At 53.1% G+C, this 23,542-nt stretch carries 17 protein-coding genes and 1 pseudogene; 2 read left to right on the top strand and 16 right to left on the bottom strand.

Going from position 1 to position 23,542, the window contains the following annotated elements; translation table 11 throughout:
* Positions 1–264 precede the first annotated feature (264 nt).
* From AC2FCQ_RS02885 to AC2FCQ_RS02870, 4 genes and pseudogenes are all read right to left on the bottom strand, one after another.
* Positions 265–2,700: a glucose/quinate/shikimate family membrane-bound PQQ-dependent dehydrogenase gene (locus AC2FCQ_RS02885; protein WP_490307528.1), complete on the bottom strand. Its 2,436-nt coding sequence runs from the start codon at positions 2,698–2,700 to the stop codon at positions 265–267.
* Between the two features lie 549 nt (positions 2,701–3,249).
* Positions 3,250–3,444: pseudogene (locus AC2FCQ_RS02880) on the bottom strand (Tn3 family transposase); the annotation flags it as partial.
* Positions 3,445–3,582: 138 nt separating this feature from the next.
* Entirely contained in the window at positions 3,583–4,440 is an 858-nt protein-coding gene (bla, locus tag AC2FCQ_RS02875) for a class A beta-lactamase (protein WP_404759622.1), read from the bottom strand.
* Positions 4,441–4,950: 510 nt separating this feature from the next.
* The gene (locus AC2FCQ_RS02870) at positions 4,951–5,871 is read right to left on the bottom strand and encodes a LysR family transcriptional regulator (RefSeq protein ID WP_404759621.1); all 921 of its coding nucleotides are present in this window, start codon (positions 5,869–5,871) and stop codon (positions 4,951–4,953) included.
* A gap of 137 nt (positions 5,872–6,008) precedes the next feature.
* Between AC2FCQ_RS02870 and AC2FCQ_RS02865 the strand changes: the two genes are divergently transcribed.
* Positions 6,009–6,716: an SDR family NAD(P)-dependent oxidoreductase gene (locus AC2FCQ_RS02865; RefSeq protein ID WP_490307527.1), complete on the top strand. Its 708-nt coding sequence runs from the start codon at positions 6,009–6,011 to the stop codon at positions 6,714–6,716.
* 108 nt (positions 6,717–6,824) lie between these two features.
* On the opposite strand, the gene AC2FCQ_RS02860 is transcribed toward AC2FCQ_RS02865, so the two are convergent.
* Both AC2FCQ_RS02860 and AC2FCQ_RS02855 read right to left on the bottom strand, forming a co-directional pair.
* Positions 6,825–8,297, bottom strand: coding sequence for a pyridoxal phosphate-dependent decarboxylase family protein (locus AC2FCQ_RS02860; RefSeq protein ID WP_265557103.1), 1,473 nt, complete (start codon positions 8,295–8,297; stop codon positions 6,825–6,827).
* Between the two features lie 5 nt (positions 8,298–8,302).
* On the bottom strand, positions 8,303–9,694 hold the full coding sequence (locus tag AC2FCQ_RS02855) for a diaminobutyrate--2-oxoglutarate transaminase (RefSeq protein ID WP_404760275.1): 1,392 nt from the start codon (positions 9,692–9,694) through the stop codon (positions 8,303–8,305).
* A 662-nt stretch (positions 9,695–10,356) separates the two neighbouring features.
* Between AC2FCQ_RS02855 and AC2FCQ_RS02850 the strand changes: the two genes are divergently transcribed.
* A complete protein-coding gene (locus AC2FCQ_RS02850) occupies positions 10,357–12,234 on the top strand; it encodes a diguanylate cyclase domain-containing protein (RefSeq protein ID WP_490307526.1) in 1,878 nt (625 codons plus the stop codon).
* Between the two features lie 115 nt (positions 12,235–12,349).
* Here AC2FCQ_RS02850 and AC2FCQ_RS02845 read toward each other — a convergent pair whose 3' ends face one another.
* From AC2FCQ_RS02845 to AC2FCQ_RS02800, 10 genes are all read right to left on the bottom strand, one after another.
* Positions 12,350–13,381, bottom strand: a complete 1,032-nt coding sequence (locus AC2FCQ_RS02845) for a HoxN/HupN/NixA family nickel/cobalt transporter (protein WP_490307525.1) — start codon at positions 13,379–13,381, stop codon at positions 12,350–12,352.
* A gap of 1 nt (position 13,382) precedes the next feature.
* A complete protein-coding gene (gene hypF, locus AC2FCQ_RS02840; RefSeq protein ID WP_490307524.1) occupies positions 13,383–15,680 on the bottom strand; it encodes a carbamoyltransferase HypF in 2,298 nt (765 codons plus the stop codon).
* 97 nt (positions 15,681–15,777) lie between these two features.
* Positions 15,778–17,934, bottom strand: coding sequence for a formate dehydrogenase subunit alpha (fdhF, locus tag AC2FCQ_RS02835; RefSeq protein WP_490307523.1), 2,157 nt, complete (start codon positions 17,932–17,934; stop codon positions 15,778–15,780).
* Between the two features lie 11 nt (positions 17,935–17,945).
* Positions 17,946–18,488 (bottom strand): electron transport protein HydN, encoded by a 543-nt coding sequence (hydN, locus tag AC2FCQ_RS02830; protein WP_209633413.1) that lies wholly within the window; start codon positions 18,486–18,488, stop codon positions 17,946–17,948.
* Between the two features lie 161 nt (positions 18,489–18,649).
* Entirely contained in the window at positions 18,650–19,120 is a 471-nt protein-coding gene (gene hycI / locus AC2FCQ_RS02825; RefSeq protein ID WP_209634204.1) for a hydrogenase maturation peptidase HycI, read from the bottom strand.
* Entirely contained in the window at positions 19,113–19,529 is a 417-nt protein-coding gene (locus tag AC2FCQ_RS02820; protein WP_209633415.1) for a formate hydrogenlyase maturation HycH family protein, read from the bottom strand. Before AC2FCQ_RS02820 ends, hycI begins: the two co-directional genes overlap by 8 nt.
* Positions 19,526–20,323, bottom strand: coding sequence for an NADH-quinone oxidoreductase subunit B family protein (locus tag AC2FCQ_RS02815; protein ID WP_209633417.1), 798 nt, complete (start codon positions 20,321–20,323; stop codon positions 19,526–19,528). The genes AC2FCQ_RS02820 and AC2FCQ_RS02815 overlap by 4 nt, the downstream gene beginning before the upstream one ends.
* Positions 20,320–20,865, bottom strand: a complete 546-nt coding sequence (locus AC2FCQ_RS02810) for a formate hydrogenlyase complex iron-sulfur subunit (RefSeq protein ID WP_209633418.1) — start codon at positions 20,863–20,865, stop codon at positions 20,320–20,322. Before AC2FCQ_RS02810 ends, AC2FCQ_RS02815 begins: the two co-directional genes overlap by 4 nt.
* Positions 20,866–20,877: 12 nt before the next feature.
* Complete coding sequence (locus AC2FCQ_RS02805) at positions 20,878–22,581, bottom strand: hydrogenase large subunit (protein ID WP_209633421.1); 1,704 nt, start codon at positions 22,579–22,581, stop codon at positions 20,878–20,880.
* 22 nt (positions 22,582–22,603) lie between these two features.
* Positions 22,604–23,539 carry a respiratory chain complex I subunit 1 family protein gene (locus AC2FCQ_RS02800; RefSeq protein ID WP_490307522.1) on the bottom strand — a complete coding sequence of 312 codons (936 nt, stop codon included), beginning with the start codon at positions 23,537–23,539 and terminating at the stop codon, positions 22,604–22,606.
* Positions 23,540–23,542 lie beyond the last annotated feature (3 nt).

Here is a 23,542-nt window from a genome sequence, read left to right as displayed (position 1 = left end):
ACATTTACGCTAAAAGAAACCATTTTTATAATATTGTAGTCAGCGGCAAATCGTTATGTAGCCTAGTCTGCGCGATAAAAAGCCGCCAGAGAGAATGAGATATAATTCAGAGCAACACAGTAGGAATACTCTCGTATTTACGCGTTAAATGACGTCCGCTTATTGAGTCTCATTCGTCATTAAATATCGCGAATCGGCAGGGACTGGATATAAAAAAGCCCCCGCGGTCAGGCGGGGGCTGGACATTATCCTGCGCGCTGAAATTTATTTATCTAACGCATAGGCAATGACGTAGTCGCCACGATCGGGTGACTGACGTGCGCCACCGGCGGAAATCACAATGTACTGCTTGCCAGTGGTCGGTGAAATATAGCTCATTGGTGTACCGCCGCTGCCAACGGGCAGGCGCGCTTTCCATACTTCTTCACCTGTCGAAGAGTCAAACGCCCGCAGGTAGTAATCCTGAGTGCCGGCAATGAAGACCAGGCCGCCTTGGGTCGCCAGGGTGCCCCCCAGCGTTGGCATACCCACCGGCATTTGCGCCCGCATCTTGATACCGAACGGCCCCGTGTCCTGAACGGTCCCGGCGGGAACTTGCCAAACCACTTTTTGCGTTTTCAGATCGATCGCAGACAGGGTACCGAATGGCGGTTTTTGGCACGGGATGCCCAGTGGGGACATAAAGCGGTTTTTGTTTACGCCGTACGGCGTGCCTTTCAGCGGAACAGCCCCCATTCCTGTGTTGACTGATTCACCGCCATTACTGGCCGGCGTATTGGCATCGGTTTTCTGCGGGATCATCTGCACCCACAGGCCCAATCGCATGTCGTTGGCGAAGATATAATGGTTGTTAGGATCAGTCGACAACCCTCCCCAGTTCATGCCACCCAACGAGCCAGGGAAGCTGAGTGAGATATCGGTATCCGGTGCAGTGAAGAGACCGTCATAGCGCATGGATTTGAAACTGATGCGGCACATCAGTTGATCGAACGGCGTTGCGCCCCACATATCCGACTCGGTTAACTTTTCATTGCCAATCTGCGGCATGCCGACTGAGAAGGGTTGGGTGGCTGAGTATTGTTCACCGGGAATGGTGCGCGTTTTTACTGGCAGCTCTTTGACTTCTGTCAGGGGTTTGCCGGTAAGGCGATCCAGAACGAAAATTTGGCCGGTTTTCGCGCCAATCACGACGGCAGGTTTGGTGGTGCCATCCTTCATTGGGAAGTCGATCAGGCTTGGCTGCATCGGCAGGTCGAAATCCCACAGGTCATTATGGACGGTCTGATAAACCCATTTCTCTTTGCCGGTAGTGGCATCAAGCGCCAGGATAGAGGCACCGTATTTGTGATCCAATGCGTTACGGTTCGCACCCCACAGGTCAACGGAAGAGCTCCCCATTGGCAGGAACACGGTGTTCATCGCAGGATCATAGGACATCGGTGCCCAAGAGTTCGGCGTACTGCGCACAAAGGTCTGGCCCGGTTTCAATACCGAATTTGGATCTTTGTTGCCTGGGTCGAACGCCCAGCGCATTTCACCCGTGATCACGTCGAAACCGCGCAACACGCCGCCAGGCATATCAGTTTGCACGTTATCGGCCACGCGACCACCGACCACAATGGTCGTGCCTGCCAACGTTGGCGCAGAGGTGAGCTGGTATTTTGGATCAGCGGCATCGCCCAGGCCCGCTTTCAGGTCGACCACGCCTTGGTTGCCGAAATGTTGGCAGTATTCGCCGTTATCAGCATTGATTGCCACTAAACGAGCATCGATGGTGTTCATCAGAATACGACGCTGACAGCTATCACCGGCTGCCTGGATGGCCGGGATCGCAGGCGTTGAACCTGGAACGGTTGGCTGTGGCAGCGGTTTTGTAACATCAAAATACGCCAGTCCGCGGCAACGGTTCCAGACCTGGGATTTTGCATTGACTTCGCGCGTCCAGATCGCTTTACCGCTGTCAGCATCGACGGCAATCACGTTGTTATGCGGCGTACACAGGAAAATGCGGTTGCCGATTTGCAGCGGGGTTTGCTGATCTTCTGCGCCATTGCCGTCCGGGCTTAACGGAATGTCACCCGTATGGAAGGTCCAGGCAACGTGTAATGCTTTTACGTTGTCGCGGGTGATTTGGTCCAGCGCCACGAAACGGCTACCGCCCGGCGTGTTGCCGTAGTTGTCCCAGTCTTTCTGCTGTTTGGCTTTATCCACGGGGATTAACGGCAGCTGTTTACTGCTGAAAGCGACGGTAGGGTGTGGCTGGAACATCTGTACGAAGGTGCCAACCATGCCAACCGCCAGTACGGCACTGAACAGGTAGGACGGTGTGGCCAGCGGGGCTTTACCTTCCGATTTACGCAGCGTAGGCCAGCTCAAGAAGGCCAGAAGCATTAAACCGGTAGGCACCATAAGCCGTGATACCAACGGCCAGAAATCAAAACCGGCATCGACCACTGACCAAATCAGCGTGCCAATGAAAACCAGCAAGAACAGCATCACCGCCGAAGATTTGCGACGGAAGAATTGCACGGCCGAAAGCAGGGTGACAATGCCAGCGATCAGGAAGTAGCTACTGCCGCCCAGTGAGACTAGCTTGCCACCGGCAATGGCAAAGAACAGACCGACGACAGTAAGAATTATCCCTAATAAACAGCATGATAGTTTAAGTTTTATACCCGGCCGGGTATTTGATTCAGGCATAGCGAGCAAACTCCAAGATAATGTTTTTTTCATGTTTACCCCGAGTGATCCCGACCTTGCTGTTCCCTGGTGGAATGAGAGCAGAGTGTAAATCAAACGATGGAATGTCCATATTGTACCATTTGATTCATTATGAGGTTAAGAATATGTTGCCCGATAACTCAGACCTTAGCCCGAATTGCAACAATTGATGCGGCTGAGCGCGACCGGGCTCCAGTGATCGACTCACTGTCAATGGGGGTGTTCTAGACGGGAAATATAATAATAAACCATGTAAATAAAATGGATAATGGAAATTGTGGGTATTTAACAGGCTCGTAATTATATTTTTCTATTATTGAACCTTTGTAATACCATTGGATAGCTTTTTGGTTTCTTTAGTTACATAAGGTTAGAAATCTTAATAAGATACGTTAACATTACTATTCCACTATGCAGTGCTTCGATTGATTGGGCGTCATCGTTATACTGTACTGCATAGTGGTCACTCTATATTCTATAAATATCCTAAAGCCCTAAATCAACAATCCTCCCCTTGAGAGCCTCAATGCCTTCCGCTTCCAGTCGTTCCAGCAATCGCGACAGGATCGCCGAGTTGTAATAAACGATCGCGTTGGAAATCAGCCGCCCACACGGGTTACTGACCTCTGTTTCAATGTCATTTTTCCCGGTTAACTCCTTCTTTCCGCCGACTTTTGCCACTGCGGCACGCAGTTGGTGATGAGATTCAATCTCAGTAAACGACAACACTGACAGAGGTGTCGGACAGATTACTATTTAATTTTATCAGTAAGTTGCGTTGTTCCCACAGACAAATAACATACTAAAAATATAAACGGTATTTGTCTGCAGGCGAAGGAGGGGAGTTCTTTGTGATTTATATTACTTTGGTAGATATTCCATTACGACATACTTGCTTAAAGAATTTATTACACTTGAACGTTCTTCAAGTGAAGTGCCATTTTTTTTAACATAAATACTTATGAATATGGGTGAGGATTTTTCTGACCATACCATTGAAATCAAACCACGGACACCATAATCACTCGCTCCAGAACGATCGGCAATTTCCCATCCTTGAGGTAATGTCGCTCGTAACATATCATCAGCAACCTTATTGCCCATCATCCAATTTTTCAATTGAACTTTAGAACTATCCGATAAAACCTTGCCAGTAAGTAGCCTTTTTAGACTGGAATTAATAGCGTTAGGTGTCGTAGTGTCTCTTAAATCATGATCAGGATTTACCGTCAATTCAGGTTCATACCTATCAGAGCGTGTTATATCATCACCGATAGAGCGCATGAATGATGTGAGTCCTTCAGGTCCGCCACCGGCGGAAATAACTATATTTGCTGCTGTATTATCACTATAAGATGTTGTGGCTTCACAGGATTGCTGCAAAGTTATTTTTTTATTAATATAATTTTTGACAATTGGAGAGTATTCTACGATATTTTCCGGTTTAACTAATATCGAATCATCTAAATTAATTTTATTTTCATCTACTTTAGCAAGAATATTTGCGCAAGCTAAGGCTTTGACGGTACTGTCTAAAGGAAAACGTTCATCCCCATTTATCGAGACCATCTTGCCATCCATATTGAGTATTGATAATCCAATACTCCAACCTTCTTTGCTAAGTTTATTTACCTCATCATCAAGCGTCGCAGAGAACGATAAAGGTATAAATGAAGAAAAAACAACCACACTAGCAACGGATTGAAGAAATACTCTCATGAAATCCCCTTCGGAATTATATTTATTAATTGTCAAGTGCAAAACATGATGGATTTTTTTGCAAGCTACTAATTGGAGTTATTACCGATTACTTCCGGTTTTGTTTCTGTAACGGTGATCCCGTCCATTTAGTTATGACATAATCACTGCTCTAACCTCATTTTACAAGCAAGTAAAAGTTTTATTAGACTTAAGAAAATCTAACACCCTAGCACAAGCAGTATCAGGAAGAGGGATCTATCGCATTAAGGCTAATACCCTTGATGTTAGTAATATATTTATATGCTGTGATGACATTGGTTTCAGCTATGTTGTGGCTTTGTTGAATAAATCGAACTTCTGACTGCAATCAGGATCAGATCACTACATTCCTGTGACCTGCTCCCCCTTGATTAGTACATCCCGATGGTAGTTTTCAAGGGATACAAAAGCGCCTCCGATCTGTTCATCAATAGCGCGCACAATACCTGAAGGGAATTCGTTTATTGATTCAGGGCATTGCGGTGCCCATCAGACATTGACTGTCGCGAAACGCTGTTTAACCACACTTAACACCAGTTGTCGCAACCAGCGATGGGCCGGATCGGCCTCCAGACGAGGGTGCCACATCTGAGAAACGGTAATACCTTGGGTTTTTACCGGCAGGTCGAAGGGGTAAAGTGCGGTGCCTATCGGTTGATTGATCAAAAAAGAGGCGGGTACCAGCGCTATCAGATCGGATGCCTCGGCCACGGCCAGCGCGGCGGGAAAGCCAGGAACCACGGCGGCGATCTTCCGTTCCAGACCCAATGCAGTCAGCGCGTCATCTACGGGTCCGGTTAATAAACCACGTCGCGAGGCAACGACATGACCGCAGGAGGCATATTGCTGGGCGGTAATCTCGGATAGCGACTCAAATGGATGCCCCTTTCTGACGACGGCCACAAAGCGGTCACGAAATAACGTCTGTAACCGAATCTCTGGCCCCATGTCTCCCAATACGCCAATCTCAAGATCGACCAAGCCTTCCCGCAAATGCCGTGAGCTCTTTTCTGGCTTGGGGGCAAAACACAGGCGAACCAAAGGAGCGACCTGTGCCGCCGCAGCGATCAGCGCTGCACCAAAGGCTTCGACAAATCCGTCGTTGGCGCGCAGGGTGAAGGTCCGTTCAAGCGCGGCTAAACTCAGTTCCGTTGTCGCAGGGCGAAGGACTGCGCGTGCCTCGAATACCGCGTTTTGCGTGCGTTCGCGTATTTCCTCAGCATAGGGGGTTAACACCATATGGCGACCCGCCCGGACCAGTAAAGGATCGCCAGTCACCGCCCGCAGGCGACTCAGTGTGCGGCTCATCGCTGACGCGCTGAGTTTAAGGCGGCGAGCCGCACCCGCCACGCTGCCCAAGGTAAGCAACGCATCAAGAGCAATCAGTAAGTTGAGGTCGGGTTCTGTCATGTCTGTCATCCTGAGCGGTCAATGAAGGTAGGCGTTTGGCGCATGTTATAAGTGCAAATGCTGCGTCTTCCGCTATCTACTCCGCATAGTTATATTTTCTACACGACAAAACAACTGAAATGCAGAGGAAGTGAACAATGCCAACAGTATCTTCACAACAAAACACTGTCCTGATTATTGGTGCTTCCCGCGGTCTGGGGTTTGCAATGGTGGAAGAGTGTCTAAAACGGGGTCACAACGTGATTGCCACTGGGCGCGCATCGTCTAAAGATGCGCTTGACCGTTTGGCTGAAAAGCACCCTGACACCCTTGAGGTAGAGACTGCCGATATCACGGTGCCTGAGCAGGTCAGTGCCTTACATGAACGGCTCCGCGATCGGCACGTTGATTTGTTGTTTGTTAACGCAGGCGTTAAAAATGACGATCGTGAAACAATCGCGGACGTCTCGACCGAAGAGTTCACTCGGGTAATGGTGACCAATGCGCTAAGCCCGATGCGCGTCATTGAAACCTTTAAGGACCTGGTTGCGCCCACCGGCACGATCGGCGTGATGTCTTCAGGTCAAGGGAGCCTCACCAATAACACCAACGGCAAGTTTGAAGTCTATCGGGCGAGTAAATCCGCGCTAAATATGCTGATGCGTAGCTATGCGGCACGAAACAGTGACGATCCTCGGACGTTGCTGCTGATGGCCCCCGGCTGGGTGCGTACCGAGTTAGGGGGGGCAGAAGGGCGTTTGAGCATCGAAGAAAGCATTCCGAATTTGCTCAATACGATTGAAGCCTATGCCGGACGTTCAGGGCTGCATTATCTCGACTATCTGGGCAAAATTGTGCCCTGGTGATGGGGGCTGGTCAGTCTGCCATCTCGGCGCGTGCGGCTCATTGACAAAAAAGCCGATCGCCTCAACGGCGATCGGCTTTTCACTGCGTGTTAAGGCAATGCCGGCAGATTAGGCGGCAGGTAACTGCTGCGCGGTTTTATCCACCAGCGCCAGCAGGACTTTGATATCGTCCAGGCTGACCGTTGGGTTTAGCAACGTCATTTTCAGGCAGGTAACGCCATTAAATTCGGTCACACCAACGTTGGCGCGGCCCGATTCCAGCAACGCATCGCCAATCCGCTGGTTCATCAACGCGACTGCCGCGTCGCCGCGTGCCGCCAAGGCGTCTGGACGGTAGCGGAACAGTACGCTGGCCAACTGCGGCTGCATCACCAATTCCAGCGACGGTTGGTCGCCGATATAGTGTGCAACTTGCTGCGCCAGCGTAACGCCATGATCGATGATCGCTGCGTATTGCTGTTGCCCCAACGCCTCTAATCCCATCCACAGTTTTAATGCATCAAAACGGCGGGTGGTCTGCAAGGATTTAGAGACCAGGTTAGGCACGCCCTGAGCTTCGTCAAACTCGGAGTTCAGGTAAGCCGCCTGATAGCGCATCAATTCATAGTGACGAGCTTCTTTCAGCAAGAAAGCGCCGCAACTGATGGTTTGGAAGAATTGCTTATGGAAGTCCAGAGTAATGGAGTCCACCAATTCAATGCCATCCAGATAATCACGGTACTTCTCGGAAAGCAGCAACGCACCGCCCCAGGCGGCATCCACATGCACCCAAATTTGGTGCTCCGCAGCCAATTGTGCAATACCGCGCAGCGGGTCGATCGCGCCGGCATCCGTCGTCCCCGCAGTGGCGACAATCGCCAGGATCTGCTCGTCGTTGGCTTTTGCTTGCGCCACTTTCTCAGCCAGATCGTTCAGATCCATTCGGGCGAATTGATCGGTTTTCACCAGCGTGACGGATTGGTAACCCAGGCCAAGCAGCGCCATGTTCTTTTGCACAGAGAAATGGGCATTTTCAGAACATAATACTTTGATCTTGCGCAGGTTACCGACCAATCCATCCTGTTGCACAGAGTGGCCTTGCTTGGCGAAGAAGGCATCGCGTGCCAGCATCAGACCCATCAGGTTGCTCTGGGTCCCGCCGCTGGTAAACACGCCGGCATCGCCAGGCTGATAACCGACCTGGGTGCGTAGCCATTCAATCAGTTTCATCTCGATGATGGTGGCTGACGGGCTTTGATCCCAGGAATCCATGCTTTGGTTGGTGGCGTTAATCAACACCTCAGCAGCTTGGCTAATCACCAGGCTTGGGCAATGCAAATGTGCGACGCACTGTGGGTGATGCACCGACAGGCTGTCTTTTAAAAAGTACTCGATCGCACGTTCGATTGCCGCCTGGTTACCCAGGCCCTGAGGATTAAAATCAAGCGTAATGCGTTCACGCAGTTCAGCAACGGTTTTCCCCTGGTACATTTCGGGTTGTTGCAGCCACTGCACTACGGCTTGGCTTGTCTGTTCGATCGCTTGCTGGTACGCGTCAGTGCTTTGCGCTGACGCGGCCAGAATCGGGTTTAACCGGGACATCGACTTCACTCCACATCCACAGGCTTGATGCCGGCGGCTAACAGGGCCTGTTCAAATTTATCCAGGAAAATACCCAGTTCATCGTTGGTGATCAGCAGGGAAGGTAACAGGCGCAGTACGTTGCCGTTACGACCGCCACGCTCGAGGATCAGGCCTGCATCGAAGCATTTCTTCTGCAGCAAAGCAGACAGCTGGCCGTCAGCCGGGTAGCAGCCCATATGATCCTGCGCTTCGTTTGGTTTAACGATTTCCATACCAATCATTAAGCCCAGACCACGCACATGACCAATCACCGGATAGCGTTTTTGCAGCTCGGTCAGTTTGGCTTTCAGCCATTCACCTTGAGCGGCAACTTTATCCGCTACCTGGTTGTCTTTGAGATGCTGCAGGGTGGTCAGGCCGGTCGCCATCGCCAATTGGTTACCACGGAAGGTGCCGGTATGGTGGCCAGGCTCCCAGGCGTCAAATTCTCTCTTGATGCCCAATACTGCCAGTGGCAAACCGCCGCCAACGGCTTTGGACATCACAATGATGTCTGGCTCAATACCGGCGTGTTCAAAGGCGAAGAATTTACCTGTGCGGGCAAAACCAGCCTGAACCTCGTCGATGATCAGCAAAATACCGTGTTCCTGAGTGACTTTGCGAATACGCTGCAACCACTCGACAGGGGCCGGGTTAACGCCGCCTTCACCCTGAACGGCTTCAAGAATAACGGCCGCAGGTTTGCGCACGCCGCTTTCGACGTCGTTAATCAGGTTTTCGAAATAGTAAGTCAGTGCTTTAACGCCAGCTTCGCCGCCGATGCCCAATGGGCAACGGTACTCATGCGGGTAAGGCATAAACTGGACTTCCGGCATCATGCCGTTGATCGCTTCTTTCGGTGACAGGTTGCCCGTTACCGCCAGCGCACCGTGCGTCATGCCGTGATAGCCACCGGAGAAGCTGATCACACCAGAACGGCCGGTGTATTTTTTGGCGAGTTTCAGCGCGGCTTCTACCGCATCTGCGCCCGATGGGCCGCAGAACTGCAGGCAATATTCCTGGCCCTGTCCTGGCAATAAAGAGAGTAAATAAGCTGAGAACTCATCTTTCAACGGTGTTGTCAGATCGAGTGTATGTAACGGCAAGCCGCTGGTAATGACATTTTGGATGCTTTGGAGGACGTCAGGATGGTTATGACCCAGAGCCAGCGTACCCGCACCAGCCAGGCAATCAAGATATTGATTATTCTCAACATCCGTGATCCACACGCCTTGGGCTTTCGCAATTGCTAACGGCAATTTGCGGGGGTAACTCCTGACATTCGATTCAAATTCAGCTTGCCTCGCCAAATATGTTTCGTTGTTTACATTTTTTGAACTCACACCTAAATTATCAATACGGACTTTATCCGTCATCATATCTCTCCTACAACTGGGGGTATCGCGATACCGCCCGAATTGAATTATTGAATGCAACAATTAACTACCGTGAGAAAAACGCGCCCAATATATGGCTTTTTACCCCCCGGCTCAATAGTTATTTGGCCGGTAAAAATTTATTGTTTTTTCGATAAAAATCAACAAATTGCTGCTTTATTGGCCAATAATGACGTATTTTGGGTTCGCTATGATGCTTGACAAGGCACAAAAATCCCCCTCAGAAAAAGTAGGGGTACAGGTCCAATGCATTTATTTTGAAGGTAATTTTCGGGGACGGGTCCCTATTTTACGAAGGGATTTTTGAAGCAACGACTTATTATAAATAATCCGTTGCTTAGACATTAACCCACTTTAGCGAACAGGCCGGGCTTTTTTCCATGATAACCGGACAATTTCCAGGGGCCCGCTGTGGCGAACAGCGAATTTTAGTGTCGTTTAGGCACACTCCCAGTGGGTTACTGTTGCGTGAAGAACGGCGCATGCCTTCGTCATGATGACCGATTCCAAACAAGAATCCGGAAAAACCTCGAAAAACGTCTAAGCTCAATGCAAATAAGTCATTTAGGGTGCGGTGTTAAGGCAATAAGGCAGCGGCTTGAACCAACATCGCCCAGGAACAGTCATCCGGAGCACAACACATGTTCGAGCCATGTTTTCCAGAGAATGAAGCCGAACGTTTGTCGGTTTTGAACTCGTTGAATGTACTGGACACGAATGCGGTAGAAAAGTTAGACCGCGTTACGCGGTTAGCCGCCAAGTACTTCGGCGTCAGCATTGCCTTAATCTCGTTGATCGATCGTGAGCGTCAATGGTTCCTGTCACGCTTTGGTTTGGATGCCCGCGAAACCCCTCGCAACATCTCATTTTGCGGTCACGCCATTTTGCAACGAGACATGTTGGTCGTGCCCGATACTGCAGCCGATCCCCGGTTCTTTGACAACCCGTTGGTCACCGGCGGGCCAAAGATAGGCTTCTATGCCGGGCAACCCTTGCGTTCACTGGACGGTCTGCCGCTGGGTACACTCTGTATTATTGACGGACACCCTCAGACATTCTCTTCGGAGATGATGCGCGACTTACGCGATTTTGCCGCCGTTATCGAAGAATATCTGCACAGTATTGAGCGTGACATCTATACCGAAAGCCTGAGGTCAAACCTACAGCGTACAGAAGCGTTATTTGAACAAACCTTTTCTCAGGCAGCCGTGGGGATGGCGCTTATCTCACTGGAAGGATACTGGTTGCGCGTCAATCCGCGGATTTGTGAGATGTTGCAGTATTCGGAACGGGAACTGTTGGAGCGTACCTTCCAGGACATCACGCATCGCGATGATCTAAACACCGACCTTGGGTTGTTGAAACAGCTGTTAGCCAATGAAATCGACACGTATTCGATGGAGAAGCGCTATATCCGCGCGGACAGCTCAACGATTTGGGTTCAGCTGACCGTTGCGCTCAATCGTTTACCGAACGGAAATCCGCATCACTTTATTTCTGTCATTGTCGATATCAGCGAGCGCAAGGCGGCAGAAGCCGATCTTTATTCACTGCAACATGAACTCGAAGACCGGGTAGAGGCCCGTACTCGGGAACTTAAGGTTGTTGTGACTAAACTCAACCAGGAAATTGCAAATCGAGCGCTCACCGAGCTGCAGCTCAGTACTGAAAAAGAGCGCCTGCGGGCGATTACCGACAATATGCCGGCGTTGGTCAGCCAGATTGATGCCGATGAACGCTATCTTTTTGCTAACAGCGCTTACAAAACCTGGTTTGGTCTGGAAGAAGAACGTCTTAAAGGCATGACCGTGCAAGCCTTTATGGGCGAGAGCGCATATGAAATGGCGAAACCCATGATTGAGCTGGCGCTGCGGGGACAAACGGTGAGCTTCGAGAATGAACTGCAAACACGCCAGGGCTCGCTGATGATTCACACCACGCTGGTACCCAGTGAAACCCGAGGCTTCTATATTCTATCAATGGATATTACCGAGCTTAAGCGGTTACAACGGCGGTTGGAGTACGATGTCTCTCATGACATGCTGACAGGCTTAACCAATCGGCGCGCTTTTTTACTTCGGTTAGGTGCAACCTTACAAGCGTGCTGCCCACAGCAACAGATGGCGTTGCTGTTTATCGATCTTGATGGTTTTAAAAACCTGAATGACAGTTTTGGTCATGATTTTGGCGATCTTATTCTTAAGACCTTTGCTGATCTGCTCAGTGCCTGTGCAGGTCCCCATCACAGCGTTTCGCGGCTTGCCGGCGACGAGTTTACGGTTATCCTCTGGCCGCTGACGCAACCTCATCAGCAGGTACGCGCCTTTTGCGAGTGTGTATTGGCAGCGCTAGCGGCAACAGAACGGGTCGGCAATCAAAAAGTGTGTCTCTCAGCCAGTATCGGCGCAGCCATATCCCCGGGGGGCAATATTACGGCCGAGGCTCTGCTGACGAGAGCAGACGATGCTATGTATCGTGCGAAATCTGCGGGCAAAGGAACCTATGCAATCCGTGAGTGATGGGGATCAAGCATAACGATCAGAATGCCCAAAAAGAATGGAGCCCTGAGTTTTTGTGTCATTAGGTAGGGAAGTGACAGCTTCTGTCGGTGATGACGAAGCTGTCGATTGAGTGCTAAACGGCGAGCGAATCATAATTTTTGCGGCGGTAATTAATCGCGGACCATGCCCACAGCACCACAAACAGTGCGATGGCGGCGTAACCGACGCGCCCCATATTGTCATTGAGGATCTCAATACCGTGCCACAGGCCGCCTTGTAATCCCAGCTTGTCGGCCAATAAACCCAAACCTTCCAATCCACCAATCACCAGGGCGATGACCACGCTGGTTGCCGTGATGATCATGTTGTAATACAGCTTGCGGATCGGTTTGTTGAATGCCCAACCATAAGCGCCGACCATCACAAAATTATCCAACGAGTCAATCAGCGCCATGCCACTGGCGAACAGCAATGGGAACACCATGATTGACCAGACTGACATCCCAGAGGTTGCACCGGCTGCGGAGATACCCAGTAAACCGACCTCGGTGGCAGTATCAAATCCTAGGCCAAACAAAAAACCGACCAGATACATATGCCAGCTTTTATTCACCAGATTAAAGGCAAAGCGATACAAACGCGTCATTATGCCGCCAGTGCCGCTCACCAGAAGATCAACATCCTTTTCCCGTAGTGTCTCACCGCGCTTTACCTGGCGGAATATGCGGTAAACATCACGAAAAATCATCCAGTTTAACAACGCCATCGCCAGCAGGAACAAGGAGGAGATCAATGTCCCCAACGTGGCGCCGTATTGATGCAACCAACCTATGCGATCGCCAAAGGCCAATGAAGTGGCGGCAATTGCAATACACGCCAGGATCACGATGCTGGAGTGCCCCAAGGAGAAAAACGCCCCGATGGAAATCGGACGTTGGCCTTGTTGCATCAGTTTACGTGTAACGTTATCTATGGCCGCAATATGATCGGCATCTACGGCATGGCGCAGGCCATACCCATAAGCCAGTATTGCAGCGGCGATCAACGTAGGGTGATGGCTGAAGGCAAAAAAAGCGGCGGCCCAGGCCATCAGGTTCAGGATCACTAACGCCACTAATAACCAAAATGCGCGGGTATGGGTATGGAAAAACGCAGAGTTTAACATTTTATATCCTGTCAATATGTGAAGAAGAAACCGGGGAGCGCTGGGCACAGGCAACCAGTGCCTGACCAAAGGCCAGCCCGCCGTCACCGGCAGGCAGTTTCTGTGGCAGTAACACCTGCAACGGTGCTAAATGAAACTGCAGCCGTTGGCGCAGTAAACGGTTATGCAGCACGCCGCCGCTTACCGCGACATGCCGAATGCCGTGTTGAGCAGCAAAATGTTTCGCCATATGGGCAAATCCTTGCGCAAGCGCATCATGAAACGCCCAAGCCTGTTGCGGGGCGGGGGCATGCCAGTTCAACCATTGCTGCCAGAACACGGACAAATCCAACTGATGGCCACGAAGCGGCAACGTAACCGGGTGGGCGCAAGGCTCGCTTTGGTGGGCAACTGCCTCAAAAATGCTGGCCGCTTCGCCCTCCCAACTTTGCTGTGCGGGTGCATAGCCCAGCGCCGCTGCCGCGGCATCAAACAAGCGGCCGCAGGAAGAGGCTAAAGGGGCATTAATGCTGGCGTTAATCGCATGCAGCAGCGGTTGCCAAGGGATTGCCAATAACGGCTTAGCCTGAGGATAGCGTTGCCAGTCCGGCACGAAACGCGCAAAGTGCGCGAGCTGATTACGCCAGGGGTGTTGCGCGGCGAGATCGCCACCCGGTAACGCGACGGCTGGCAGCCCCCCCAGATGACGGCACCGACGGTAATCCACTAACAGGCACTCTCCGCCCCATAAGGCACCATCCTGCCCATAACCGAGACCGTCTAGCGCCAGACCGATCACGGCATCGCCGTCTAATTTCCAGTGGTGTTCGGCCAGGCAAGCGGCCAAATGTGCATGATGATGCAACACCGGGGTTACCGGCAGCGATTGCTGCGCGGCCCATTGATGGCTGACATAACTGGGGTGTGCGTCACTTGCCAGCCGCTGCGGTTGGCAATGATATAGGCCGATGAAATGTTGCATCGCATGTTGCCACTGTTGCTGGATATCCTCCCGCTCCAACTCGCCAAAATGGGCGCTGAGCATGGCGTTATGTCCGGTTACCAGGCAAAAAGTATTTTTGCGGTCGCCACCTACAGCCAGCAAGGGGGGTTGAGACGGAAAACCGGGCGGTAGCGGCAGGGCATCAGGAACAAATCCGCGCGCCCGGCGTAACATTTCATGGCCATCCGGCAGCAAACGGACGAGAGAGTCGTCCGCCCGTTGCAGGATTTCGCGATCGTGCATGAGCCACAAATCGGCTATTCCAGACAGGTCGGACAACGCCTGCTCATTGGTTAATACCGGCGCATGGCCTGCATTATTGCCAGAGGTCATCACCAGCGGTCTTTGTATTTCTTGCATCAAGAGATGCTGGATCGGATTGGACGGTAACATTAAGCCCACTTCACCCAGTTGTGGGGCAATGGCGCTGGACAGCGGTGCGTTGGCGTGCTGCTTCACCAGCACGATAGGGGCTGCCGGCGAGGTCAATAATGCCTGTAGCTGTGCCAGGTCAACCCCCGTCGCACAGCGCGCCAGCCAATGGGGATCCGGTAACATCACTGCCAGCGGTTTGCTCGGTCGCCGTTTACGCAGGCGAAGACGTTCGACGGCCTGGGTGTTGGTGGCGTCGCAGGCCAGATGAAAACCGCCCAGGCCTTTGATGGCCACAATGTCCCCGGCAGCCAGGGCAACGGCGGCCTGTTGCAGTGCCGCGTCGCCCCGATGCTGAGGGGCCCCTTGTGCCTCGGAGCAGAACAACGCCGGCCCGCAATCGCCGCAGGCCACCGGCTGAGCATGAAAGCGACGGTTTTGCGGGGAGTGATACTCTCGCTTGCAGCTAGGGCAGAGAACAAATGGTGCCATGCTGGTCGCCGGGCGATCATAAGGCATAGCGCGAATAATGGTAAAACGTGGGCCGCAATGCGTGCAGTTGATAAAAGGATAACGGTAACGCCGATCTTGAGGATCGTTCATTTCCTGCAGGCATTGCGGGCAGGTTGCCGCGTCTGGAACGACATGCGTTGCCAAAGAACCGCATTCGCTGGAACGGATACTGAAGTCGCTGGGCGCGTGTAACCAGGTAAACGGCCATTGCTGGATGCGCTCGATCTGCGCTAAAGGCGGAGCCTGTTGGTGCAATACGTGTAGGAAAACCGCCAGATCAACGGGGTGGAGCAGACGAATTTCAACGCCTGCACTGTCGTTCCAAACCTCGCCGAACACGTTGAGCTGTTTGGCCAGCTGCCAAACAAAAGGTCGGAAGCCGACGCCCTGTACTTTTCCACTGACACGTAGCAGTAATCCGGGATGGGACATTGTTGATTACCTTCTGCGGGGGCTGTTGGTCGGCTCCCGAAAAACCTCTTCCTCAAGGGGGCAGTCATCCACTGCTCCCCCTGACAATCATGGGGCGTTACATCACGTCTTCAGCCGCACGGCGCAGACGGGCTTTCATGTCGCTGTAGCTCTGTTGCGCATAGTTTTCTGCCCAGTTTTGATCGGTGATCGCGTCCAGTTTTACCGCACAGTATTTGGTTTCCGGCGTTTTGGAGATCGGATCCAGATTCTCCTGGGTGAGCTCGTTACAGGCGCCAATCCACCACTGGTAGGTCATATACACCGCCCCCAGATTAATACGTGCGTTGTAGTTGGCGCGGCTGATCACTCTGCCGCGGCGTGAACTGACCCACACCAATTGCTGATCGGCAATGCCCAACGCAGTAGCGTCTTGCGGATTGACCTGCACGAACCCGGGTTCATCGGCCAAGGTTTGCAGCGCAGCGCAGTTACCGGTCATTGAACGGCAAGAGTAGTGGCCGACTTCACGCACGGTACACAACACCAGTGGGTAGTCGGCATCTGGGATTTCCGCGGGTGCACGCCAGGCAGTGGCAAATAATTGGCCTTTACCGGATGGCGTGGTGAACTGGTTGCCTTGATACAGATAAGGCGTTCCCTGACTTTCCAACGTGGTACAAGGCCATTGCACATGGCCAAGCTCGCCCATTTTTTCGTACGTAGCACCGTAAAACAGCGGGCAGAGTTCACGCATTTCGTCCCAAATCTGCTGGTTATGATCGTAATGCATCGGATAACCCATTTCGGTGGCCAGCAAACTGATGATTTCCCAATCCCGTTTGACGTTGTATTGCGGCTCGATGGCTTTCTCGAAACGTTGGAACCCGCGATCGGCGCAGGAGAATACGCCGCCATGCTCACCCCACGAGGTGGACGGTAAAATCACATCGGCCTGCTCGGCGGTTTTGGTCATGAAGATGTCTTGCACCACCACAAAGTCCAGCCGCTCGAACGCGCCACGTACCAGGCTGAGATCGGCTTCTGTCTGCAACGGGTCTTCACCCATGATGTAGTAGGCTTTCACTTTGCCTTCATGGACCAAATGCGGGATTTCGGTAATGCGATAACCGACGTTGGGATCCATCCTGGCGGCGTCAATGCCCCAGGCCGCAGCGAATTTGGCACGGACGTCCGCGTCAGTTACGGCTTGATAGCCAGGGAACTCATTGGGCAGTACGCCCATGTCACAGGCACCCTGAACGTTGTTCTGCCCGCGTACCGGCCCGACGCCCACGTTGGCTCGGCCCAGATTGCCGGTAAGCAGCGCCAAGCTGGCGAGGCCTTTGACCACATCGACGGCCTGACCGAATTGCGTCACGCCCATTCCCCACATAATGGTAGCGGAAGGGGCGCTGGCGTAGGTTCGCATTGCCTGGCGGATCTGCTGGGCGGTGACGCCGGTGAGGTGTTCGACCGCTTCTGGGGCGTAGTCCGCCAACTGTTGACGGTAAGCTTCAAATCCCTCGGTGTATTTGGCCACGTAGTCGCGGTCATACAGATTTTCTTCAATCAATACATAGGCGAAGGCATTCACCAACGCCATGTTGCAGCCGTTCTTGATTTGCAAATGCTGATCTGCGATACGTGCGGTTTCAATACGGCGCGGGTCGCACACAACAATTTGTGCCCCTTTTTCTTTGGCCTTCAGCACCCGGCGCGCCACGATAGGGTGTGAATCGGCACAGTTATAACCAATGATCAGCAGACATTTGGAGTTTTCGATATCTCCTATGGAGTTGCTCATCGCGCCGTTACCCAGCGTAGCCTGCAAGCCTGCTACCGAAGGGCCGTGGCAGACACGGGCGCAACAGTCGACGTTGTTGGTGCCGATCACTGCACGGGCGAATTTCTGCATGACGTAGTTGGTTTCATTGCCCGTTCCGCGTGATGAACCGGTATGCATGATCGCACTGGCACCGTGCTTATCTTTGATCTGTTGTAGCCGTTGCGCAGTATAACGAATCGCCTCATCCCAGCTGACCGCCTCAAACTTGCCGCCTTTCTCTCGGCGAATCAGTGGCTGGCTCAGGCGAGGGGTCAAGAGTTTGGTATCGTTGAGAAAGTCCCAGCCGTAATACCCTTTCAAGCACAGCTCACCTTGATTGGTCACGCCGTCAGCTGCCTCGGCGCGGATGATTTTTCCGTTGTCGACCACCAGTTTCATTTTGCAACCTGCACCACAGTAGGGGCAGACGGTTGTGATTTTTTTCATTGGTTCAATTCCTAAAACAGTGACGACATAGTGTCGAGTGCAGCGCGACGACGTTTCTCGGCGTTCATTTCCTGCAGCATATTGCGATCAACGCAGTGCAACGCATTGGTTGGACAGGTTTCCATGCAGGCAGGGCCGCTATCTCGCCCGATGCACAGGTCGCATTTGTGGGCTTCGGCTTTTTCCGTCGTCGCACTCATCATGGCGCCGTTTTGGCGGATAACCGGGCGGGTGAGCACCTCCATTGCGCCGTAAGGGCAAGCGACAACGCAGGTTTTGCAGCCGATGCAGCGTTCTTGCATGACCAGTACCATGCCGTTGGTGCGGCTGATGGCACCATTGGGGCAAACGTTGGAGCACGGTGCGTCTTCACACTGGCGACACAGTACGGCGGTACTGACGTTGACGCCTTTGATCACATGCAAGCGCGGGGCGAAGCTGGCGGCATTTAGCGCTGAGATATCCTGGCTTTCACTGTGCGCGATCACACAGGCGATCTCGCAGGTACGGCAGCCGATACATTTTTTAGGATCGGCGATGATAAACCGGTTCATCAATAACTCCTGGATTACCCTTCATTTTGGTCAGGCAGTAGAAACATCGTGCCTTCGTTTAGGCATAAAGCATGCCAATAATTAAAATTCTTTAAAAACATGCAATTAGTGAGTTTTGGCGACATGGGCGGCGGCATATCGACATAAATGACGATATCGCGTCAGACATTCGTCACCACCAGTTGCGGATAGCCGCCCTGGTGTGGCCAGGCATGCAGCCGCTGGTGCAGCGTGGTCACCGCCTGTTGCACTGCCGCGCCGATGGGGTAGTAAAACGCCACCACTTCAGGTTGGATGCCGATAAATGTAATGTCAGGGATATCTTCACGCAGTTGGTCGATCAGGAAATTGAGCGGGAGGTTATGCGTGGTCATGATGAACATGGCGGCAATGTCTTGCTCATCGATCACTCGGGTTTCTCCCGGAGCCAGTCCCATATCGGTGGCATCGACAATCACCAATCGGTCAGGACGCAGCTCGCGGATATGGCCGATGTCATTTTCCGGCGCTGCACCGCCGTCAATCACCGTCCAACCTGCAGGCGGGTGGCTGCCACACAATTGCGCCAACAGCGGCCCGGCGCCGTCATCACCCATCATGCAGTTACCTACACACAACAGAACATCAGTCATCATGCCTCCGAACCATCAGATAAATGGCAGGCTCGTTTTCGATCGATTGCAGCAGGGCGATCAGCCGTTGGCTCCAGTCTTGCTGCTCTGCATTCATCTTCGGAGCAGCGGCATCCAAGGCAAGGGCTAACAGGTGGGTGTGACTGTTGTCGATACAGATTTCACCAAAGCGATCGACACCTTCCAGTTTGCGCCGTGCGGTACTGCCAGCCGGCAGTTGGGCCACCCACGCGTGGAAACCGGCTAACGGGCAACGGAGTTTGGCTTCCAGACAGTCAATCACCCCCAAATGGTGACCAATGGCCAGGCTGTAATAGATCACCTCTTGTGCTTTTGGCGGGGCTTTTTTCTCCTGCACAAATTTGCGGCTCAGGGAATAAAAGACCACCTGGGCCTGAGAACCGGTCATAGTCGCAACTCCCCACGCAGCACCCGTTGATAAAGACTGAGCAGGTTGCCGACAATTTCGTTCAGGCGCAGGTCGTCTTGCTGTTGCAGGTATGCGGTAACCCGTTGTTCGACTGGGAGCGCGCTGTCTGTCACCAGCAATTGCATAAAGTGGTCGGCGATTTGGCGTCCATAGCGGTAACCGGCCATCCGCCGCGCCTCCCGATCCAGCAACACTCGCAGTGGTTGAGGCAGTTCAGGGTGCAGCAAGCGTGTCGCTTCCCCCTGAGTTTCATCATGCTGGCGGCCTTTGATTTTCTGATCCAACAGACCGAGTGCCATGGCGAAACCGTAAATGGTTGCCGCGGGCGTTGGCGGGCAACCGGGGATATAAACGTCGACCGGTACGATGCGGTCGGTGCCGCCCCATACGCAGTAGAGATCGTGGAAAATACCGCCGCTGTTACCACAGGCTCCGTAAGAGATGCTGATTTTCGGATCGGGCGAGGCCTGCCAGGCGCGAATCGCAGGAATGCGCATGGCCCGCGTCACCGCGCCGGTAAACAGCAGAATGTCGGCATGGCGTGGTGAAGGAACCACTTTAATACCAAAGCGCTCAGCGTCGAATAGGGGTGAAATGGCAGCGAAAATCTCAATTTCACACCCATTGCAGCCGCCGCAATCCACCCGGTAAACGTAAGCTGAACGGCGGATATCCTTTAGCAAGGTGGATTTTAATTTGGCGATACTGTCGTCGAGAGTGATTGGCACAGGCAGGCCATTCTCATCGCGTGGACCAATCAGCGGCTGATTCATGACATGACCTCCCGGGTCAAATGACGGCCAACGTCAATACGATCGGCCTGGGTCAGGTTTTGCTGTTGTTTGCAGGCCGGGCAGGTTTCAAACTGCTGGCGACGGGCGGCTATTTCTGTACTGCTCACCCCAAGCAGCGCAATGGCATAATCAATCTCCTTTTGCGATGCATACGGCTTGCCGCATTGCCGACAATGGCAGATAGCGAAGTCGGCGTGTTCGTACAAATCCTCTTTACGCCACACCGCCAATTCGAACTGCTGCGAAAGCCGGATAGCCGCGGTCGGACAGACCTCTTCGCAGCGCGCACAGAAGATGCAACGCCCAAGAAACAGCTGCCAACGCACCGTGCCGCTGGTCAGATCGGTTGACATGGACAACGCATTAGACGGACAGGCGTTAGCGCAAGCCCCGCAGGCAATGCATTGCTGCGGGGTGTATTCAGGTTTGCCGCGGAAGTTTGGGTCGATGGTCAACGGCTGGGCCGGGTAGGCAAGGGTAGCGGGACCGGTTTTCAGTACTTTTTTAATCAATTTCAGCATGATGGGCTCCGGTTAGAACGGTTTGTTTTTCCGTTCGATGCCATAACGCTCAATCTCTTTGTACGGCACGATGACGGACTGACGTTTACGCACGTCGACGATGGTCATGCGATCGGTACAGGAGTAGCAAGGATCCAGGCTGCCGATGATCAGTGGGGCGTCAGAAACGGTATTGCCGCGCAGCATGTAACGTAGGGTGGGCCAATTGGCATAGGTCGCGGCACGGCAGCGCCAGCGGAATAATTTTTGGTTATCGCCGGTCATGCTCCAGTGGATGTCATCGCCACGCGGCGCTTCGGCAAAGCCAAGGGCAAAGCGGTGGGGAACATAGGTGAACCCGTCCACCGCCAAGGGGCCGGTTGGTAGGTTTTGCAGACCAAATTCGATGATGCCAAGCGAGTTGAAGACCTCGTGAATGCGTACCTTGAGCCGTGAATAGACATCACAGCCGTCCTCCACGCACAATTCCACCGGCAGTTTGGCATAGCCGGCAAAGGGATGATCGAGGCGAGTATCGCGACGGTGACCGCTGCCACGGATCATCGGGCCTACGTTGCTGTAGTCACGAGCGACCTGAGGATCAAGACGGCCAACGCCTCGGCTACGTTGTTCAGTATTTGGCGTACTGAGCAAGATATCGACCAAATCCACCAATTCACTGCGCATTTGCGCCGCCAGCCGTAAGGTTTGCAACATGTCGTCTTTTAAAATATCGCGACGGATGCCGCCAATCAGGTTCAAGCCGTAGGTTTTACGCGCACCGGTCAGTATCTCGGCCATTTTCATTGACTGTTCGCGTACCCGGAAGAACTGCATAAAACCAGAGTCAAAACCGACAAAGTGGCAGGCCAGCCCCAAATTCAGAAGATGGCTGTGCAAGCGCTCCACCTCCAGCAGGATCGACCGGATCATCTGGGCGCGTTCCGGTACCTGAATACCCATCGCGTTCTCTACCGAACTGGTGTATGCCACGCTGTGAGTAAAACCGCAAATGCCGCACACCCGGTCTGACAGGAAAGTCACTTCGTTGTAACCCATGCGGGTTTCGGCCAATTTCTCCATCCCACGGTGTACGTAGAACAGACGGTAATCGGCATCGATGATGTCTTCACCGTCGACGAACAGCCGAAAATGGCCGGGTTCATCCGAGGTGATATGCAAAGGGCCGATCGGCACCACGTTGGCTTTGGCACCTGCCAGGCTCTCAAACGGGTAGGTTTCCACGTCGGTGGTGGGCGCGGGGCGCTGGCGATAGTCCATGGCGTCTTTGCGCAGAGGGTAGAGATCGTCCGGCCAGTCGTCCGGCAGGACCAGTCTGCGCTCATCCGGCAGGCCTATTGGGCGCAGGCCGTACATGTCGCGCACTTCGCGCTCTCCCCAGACCGCCGCAGGAACCCGTGGTGTCACAGAAGGGAACTCCAGTGTCTGGGCGTCTACCTCGGCACGTACCGTGATCCAGCAGGGGGTGTCTTTTTCCATCGACAGCACGTAATACAATGCGTAATTACCGCACAGCGTACGTTCGTCGTTGCCAAACAGCACTGACAACCAGCCGCCTTGCTGGTAGTACAGCCATTCCACCACGTCCGGCAGTGCGTTGAGTTTCACGGTGACCGTCAACTGATCGGCCGTTTGCCACTCGGCAGCCAGCATGGCAGCAGGGAAATGTTGCTGCAATGCCGCCAGGTAGTGTTGGCCTTGATGTTCGTTAGTCATTATTGCCTCTGTCATGATTCATTCAGTTGACGACCAGCCAGGAAACCAGCGCCAGAAATGCCAGTCCAAAACCCGTCCAGGTGGTATAAGCGGTTTTCAAGAAACGCAAACGCGCCACGCTGTTTTCGATAACCGCAATCAGTGCCACAGCACACAGCAACTTGAGCAGCGCCAGTACCAGCCCCATCAACAGTTGCGAAGCGCTGAGTTCCGCTGCTTGTCCCCAGGGGAGGAAAACACCAAGGAACAGCTGTAGCACCACCAGTTGTTTAAGGCTGATGCCCCATTTCACAATGCCGAGTTCAACACCGGAATATTCCGTCAGCGGGCCTTCCTGCAGCTCTTGTTCCGCTTCAGCCATATCGAACGGCAATTTTCCCATTTCAATGTAGGTCGCGAATGCACAGGCCAAGCCGGCCAACAACAGGGGTAGCCCGGCGTGATGCGGCAAAGCCAACATGCTCTGCGCTATCGCGCTAAGTTGGGTGGAGCCCCCAACCAATGCCGCTACCCATAAACCGAGCAACAAAATGGGTTCAACCAAAATGCCTAATACGGCTTCCCGGCTGGCACCGATGGCAGTAAAGGTGCTGCCGGTATCCAGCCCGGCAATGGCAAACACAAAGCGCACCGCGGCAAACAGATAGATCAGCGTGATCACGTCGCCAATAGCGGGCAGCGGTGATGTCGTGGTCAGCATTGGCAGCGCACAGGAGATGGCCAGCAAGGTGCCGGTGAGCAAATACGGCATGGCATGAAAGGCCAGGCCGGACGCTGCCGGTGCTATGCTCTGGCGCTTGAGTAATTTGGCGATGTCCCGGTATTCCTGTAAGACACCGGGACCGCAACGGCTATGGATACGCGCACGCAGTACTCGACTGATTCCGGCAAACAGCGGGGAAATAGCCAGTAACAGCAGCGCTTGCACCAGACCAAGTAACAGGCTGGGATAAGTCATTTC

The sequence above is a fragment of the Serratia sp. CoH_134_PS_4 genome (genome assembly GCF_058190535.1).
This window is presented reverse-complemented; position numbering and strand designations above follow the sequence as displayed.

Bases quoted from the DNA above. Each gene is read 5' to 3' on its own strand.
- fdhF (WP_490307523.1), bottom strand. From the start codon at position 17,934: ATGAAAAAAATCACAACCGTCTGCCCCTACTGTGGTGCAGGTTGCAAA.
- AC2FCQ_RS02805 (WP_209633421.1), bottom strand. From the start codon at position 22,581: ATGACTAACGAACATCAAGGCCAACACTACCTGGCGGCATTGCAGCAA.
- hydN (WP_209633413.1), bottom strand. From the start codon at position 18,488: ATGAACCGGTTTATCATCGCCGATCCTAAAAAATGTATCGGCTGCCGT.
- AC2FCQ_RS02800 (WP_490307522.1), bottom strand. From the start codon at position 23,539: ATGACTTATCCCAGCCTGTTACTTGGTCTGGTGCAAGCGCTGCTGTTA.
- AC2FCQ_RS02865 (WP_490307527.1), top strand. From the start codon at position 6,009: ATGCCAACAGTATCTTCACAACAAAACACTGTCCTGATTATTGGTGCT.
- AC2FCQ_RS02860 (WP_265557103.1), bottom strand. From the start codon at position 8,297: ATGTCCCGGTTAAACCCGATTCTGGCCGCGTCAGCGCAAAGCACTGAC.
- AC2FCQ_RS02810 (WP_209633418.1), bottom strand. From the start codon at position 20,865: ATGCTGAAATTGATTAAAAAAGTACTGAAAACCGGTCCCGCTACCCTT.
- AC2FCQ_RS02845 (WP_490307525.1), bottom strand. From the start codon at position 13,381: ATGTTAAACTCTGCGTTTTTCCATACCCATACCCGCGCATTTTGGTTA.
- bla (WP_404759622.1), bottom strand. From the start codon at position 4,440: ATGAGAGTATTTCTTCAATCCGTTGCTAGTGTGGTTGTTTTTTCTTCA.
- AC2FCQ_RS02885 (WP_490307528.1), bottom strand. From the start codon at position 2,700: ATGCCTGAATCAAATACCCGGCCGGGTATAAAACTTAAACTATCATGC.
- AC2FCQ_RS02855 (WP_404760275.1), bottom strand. From the start codon at position 9,694: ATGACGGATAAAGTCCGTATTGATAATTTAGGTGTGAGTTCAAAAAAT.
- AC2FCQ_RS02815 (WP_209633417.1), bottom strand. From the start codon at position 20,323: ATGAATCAGCCGCTGATTGGTCCACGCGATGAGAATGGCCTGCCTGTG.
- AC2FCQ_RS02850 (WP_490307526.1), top strand. From the start codon at position 10,357: ATGTTCGAGCCATGTTTTCCAGAGAATGAAGCCGAACGTTTGTCGGTT.
- hypF (WP_490307524.1), bottom strand. From the start codon at position 15,680: ATGTCCCATCCCGGATTACTGCTACGTGTCAGTGGAAAAGTACAGGGC.
- AC2FCQ_RS02870 (WP_404759621.1), bottom strand. From the start codon at position 5,871: ATGACAGAACCCGACCTCAACTTACTGATTGCTCTTGATGCGTTGCTT.
- AC2FCQ_RS02820 (WP_209633415.1), bottom strand. From the start codon at position 19,529: ATGACCGGTTCTCAGGCCCAGGTGGTCTTTTATTCCCTGAGCCGCAAA.
- hycI (WP_209634204.1), bottom strand. From the start codon at position 19,120: ATGACTGATGTTCTGTTGTGTGTAGGTAACTGCATGATGGGTGATGAC.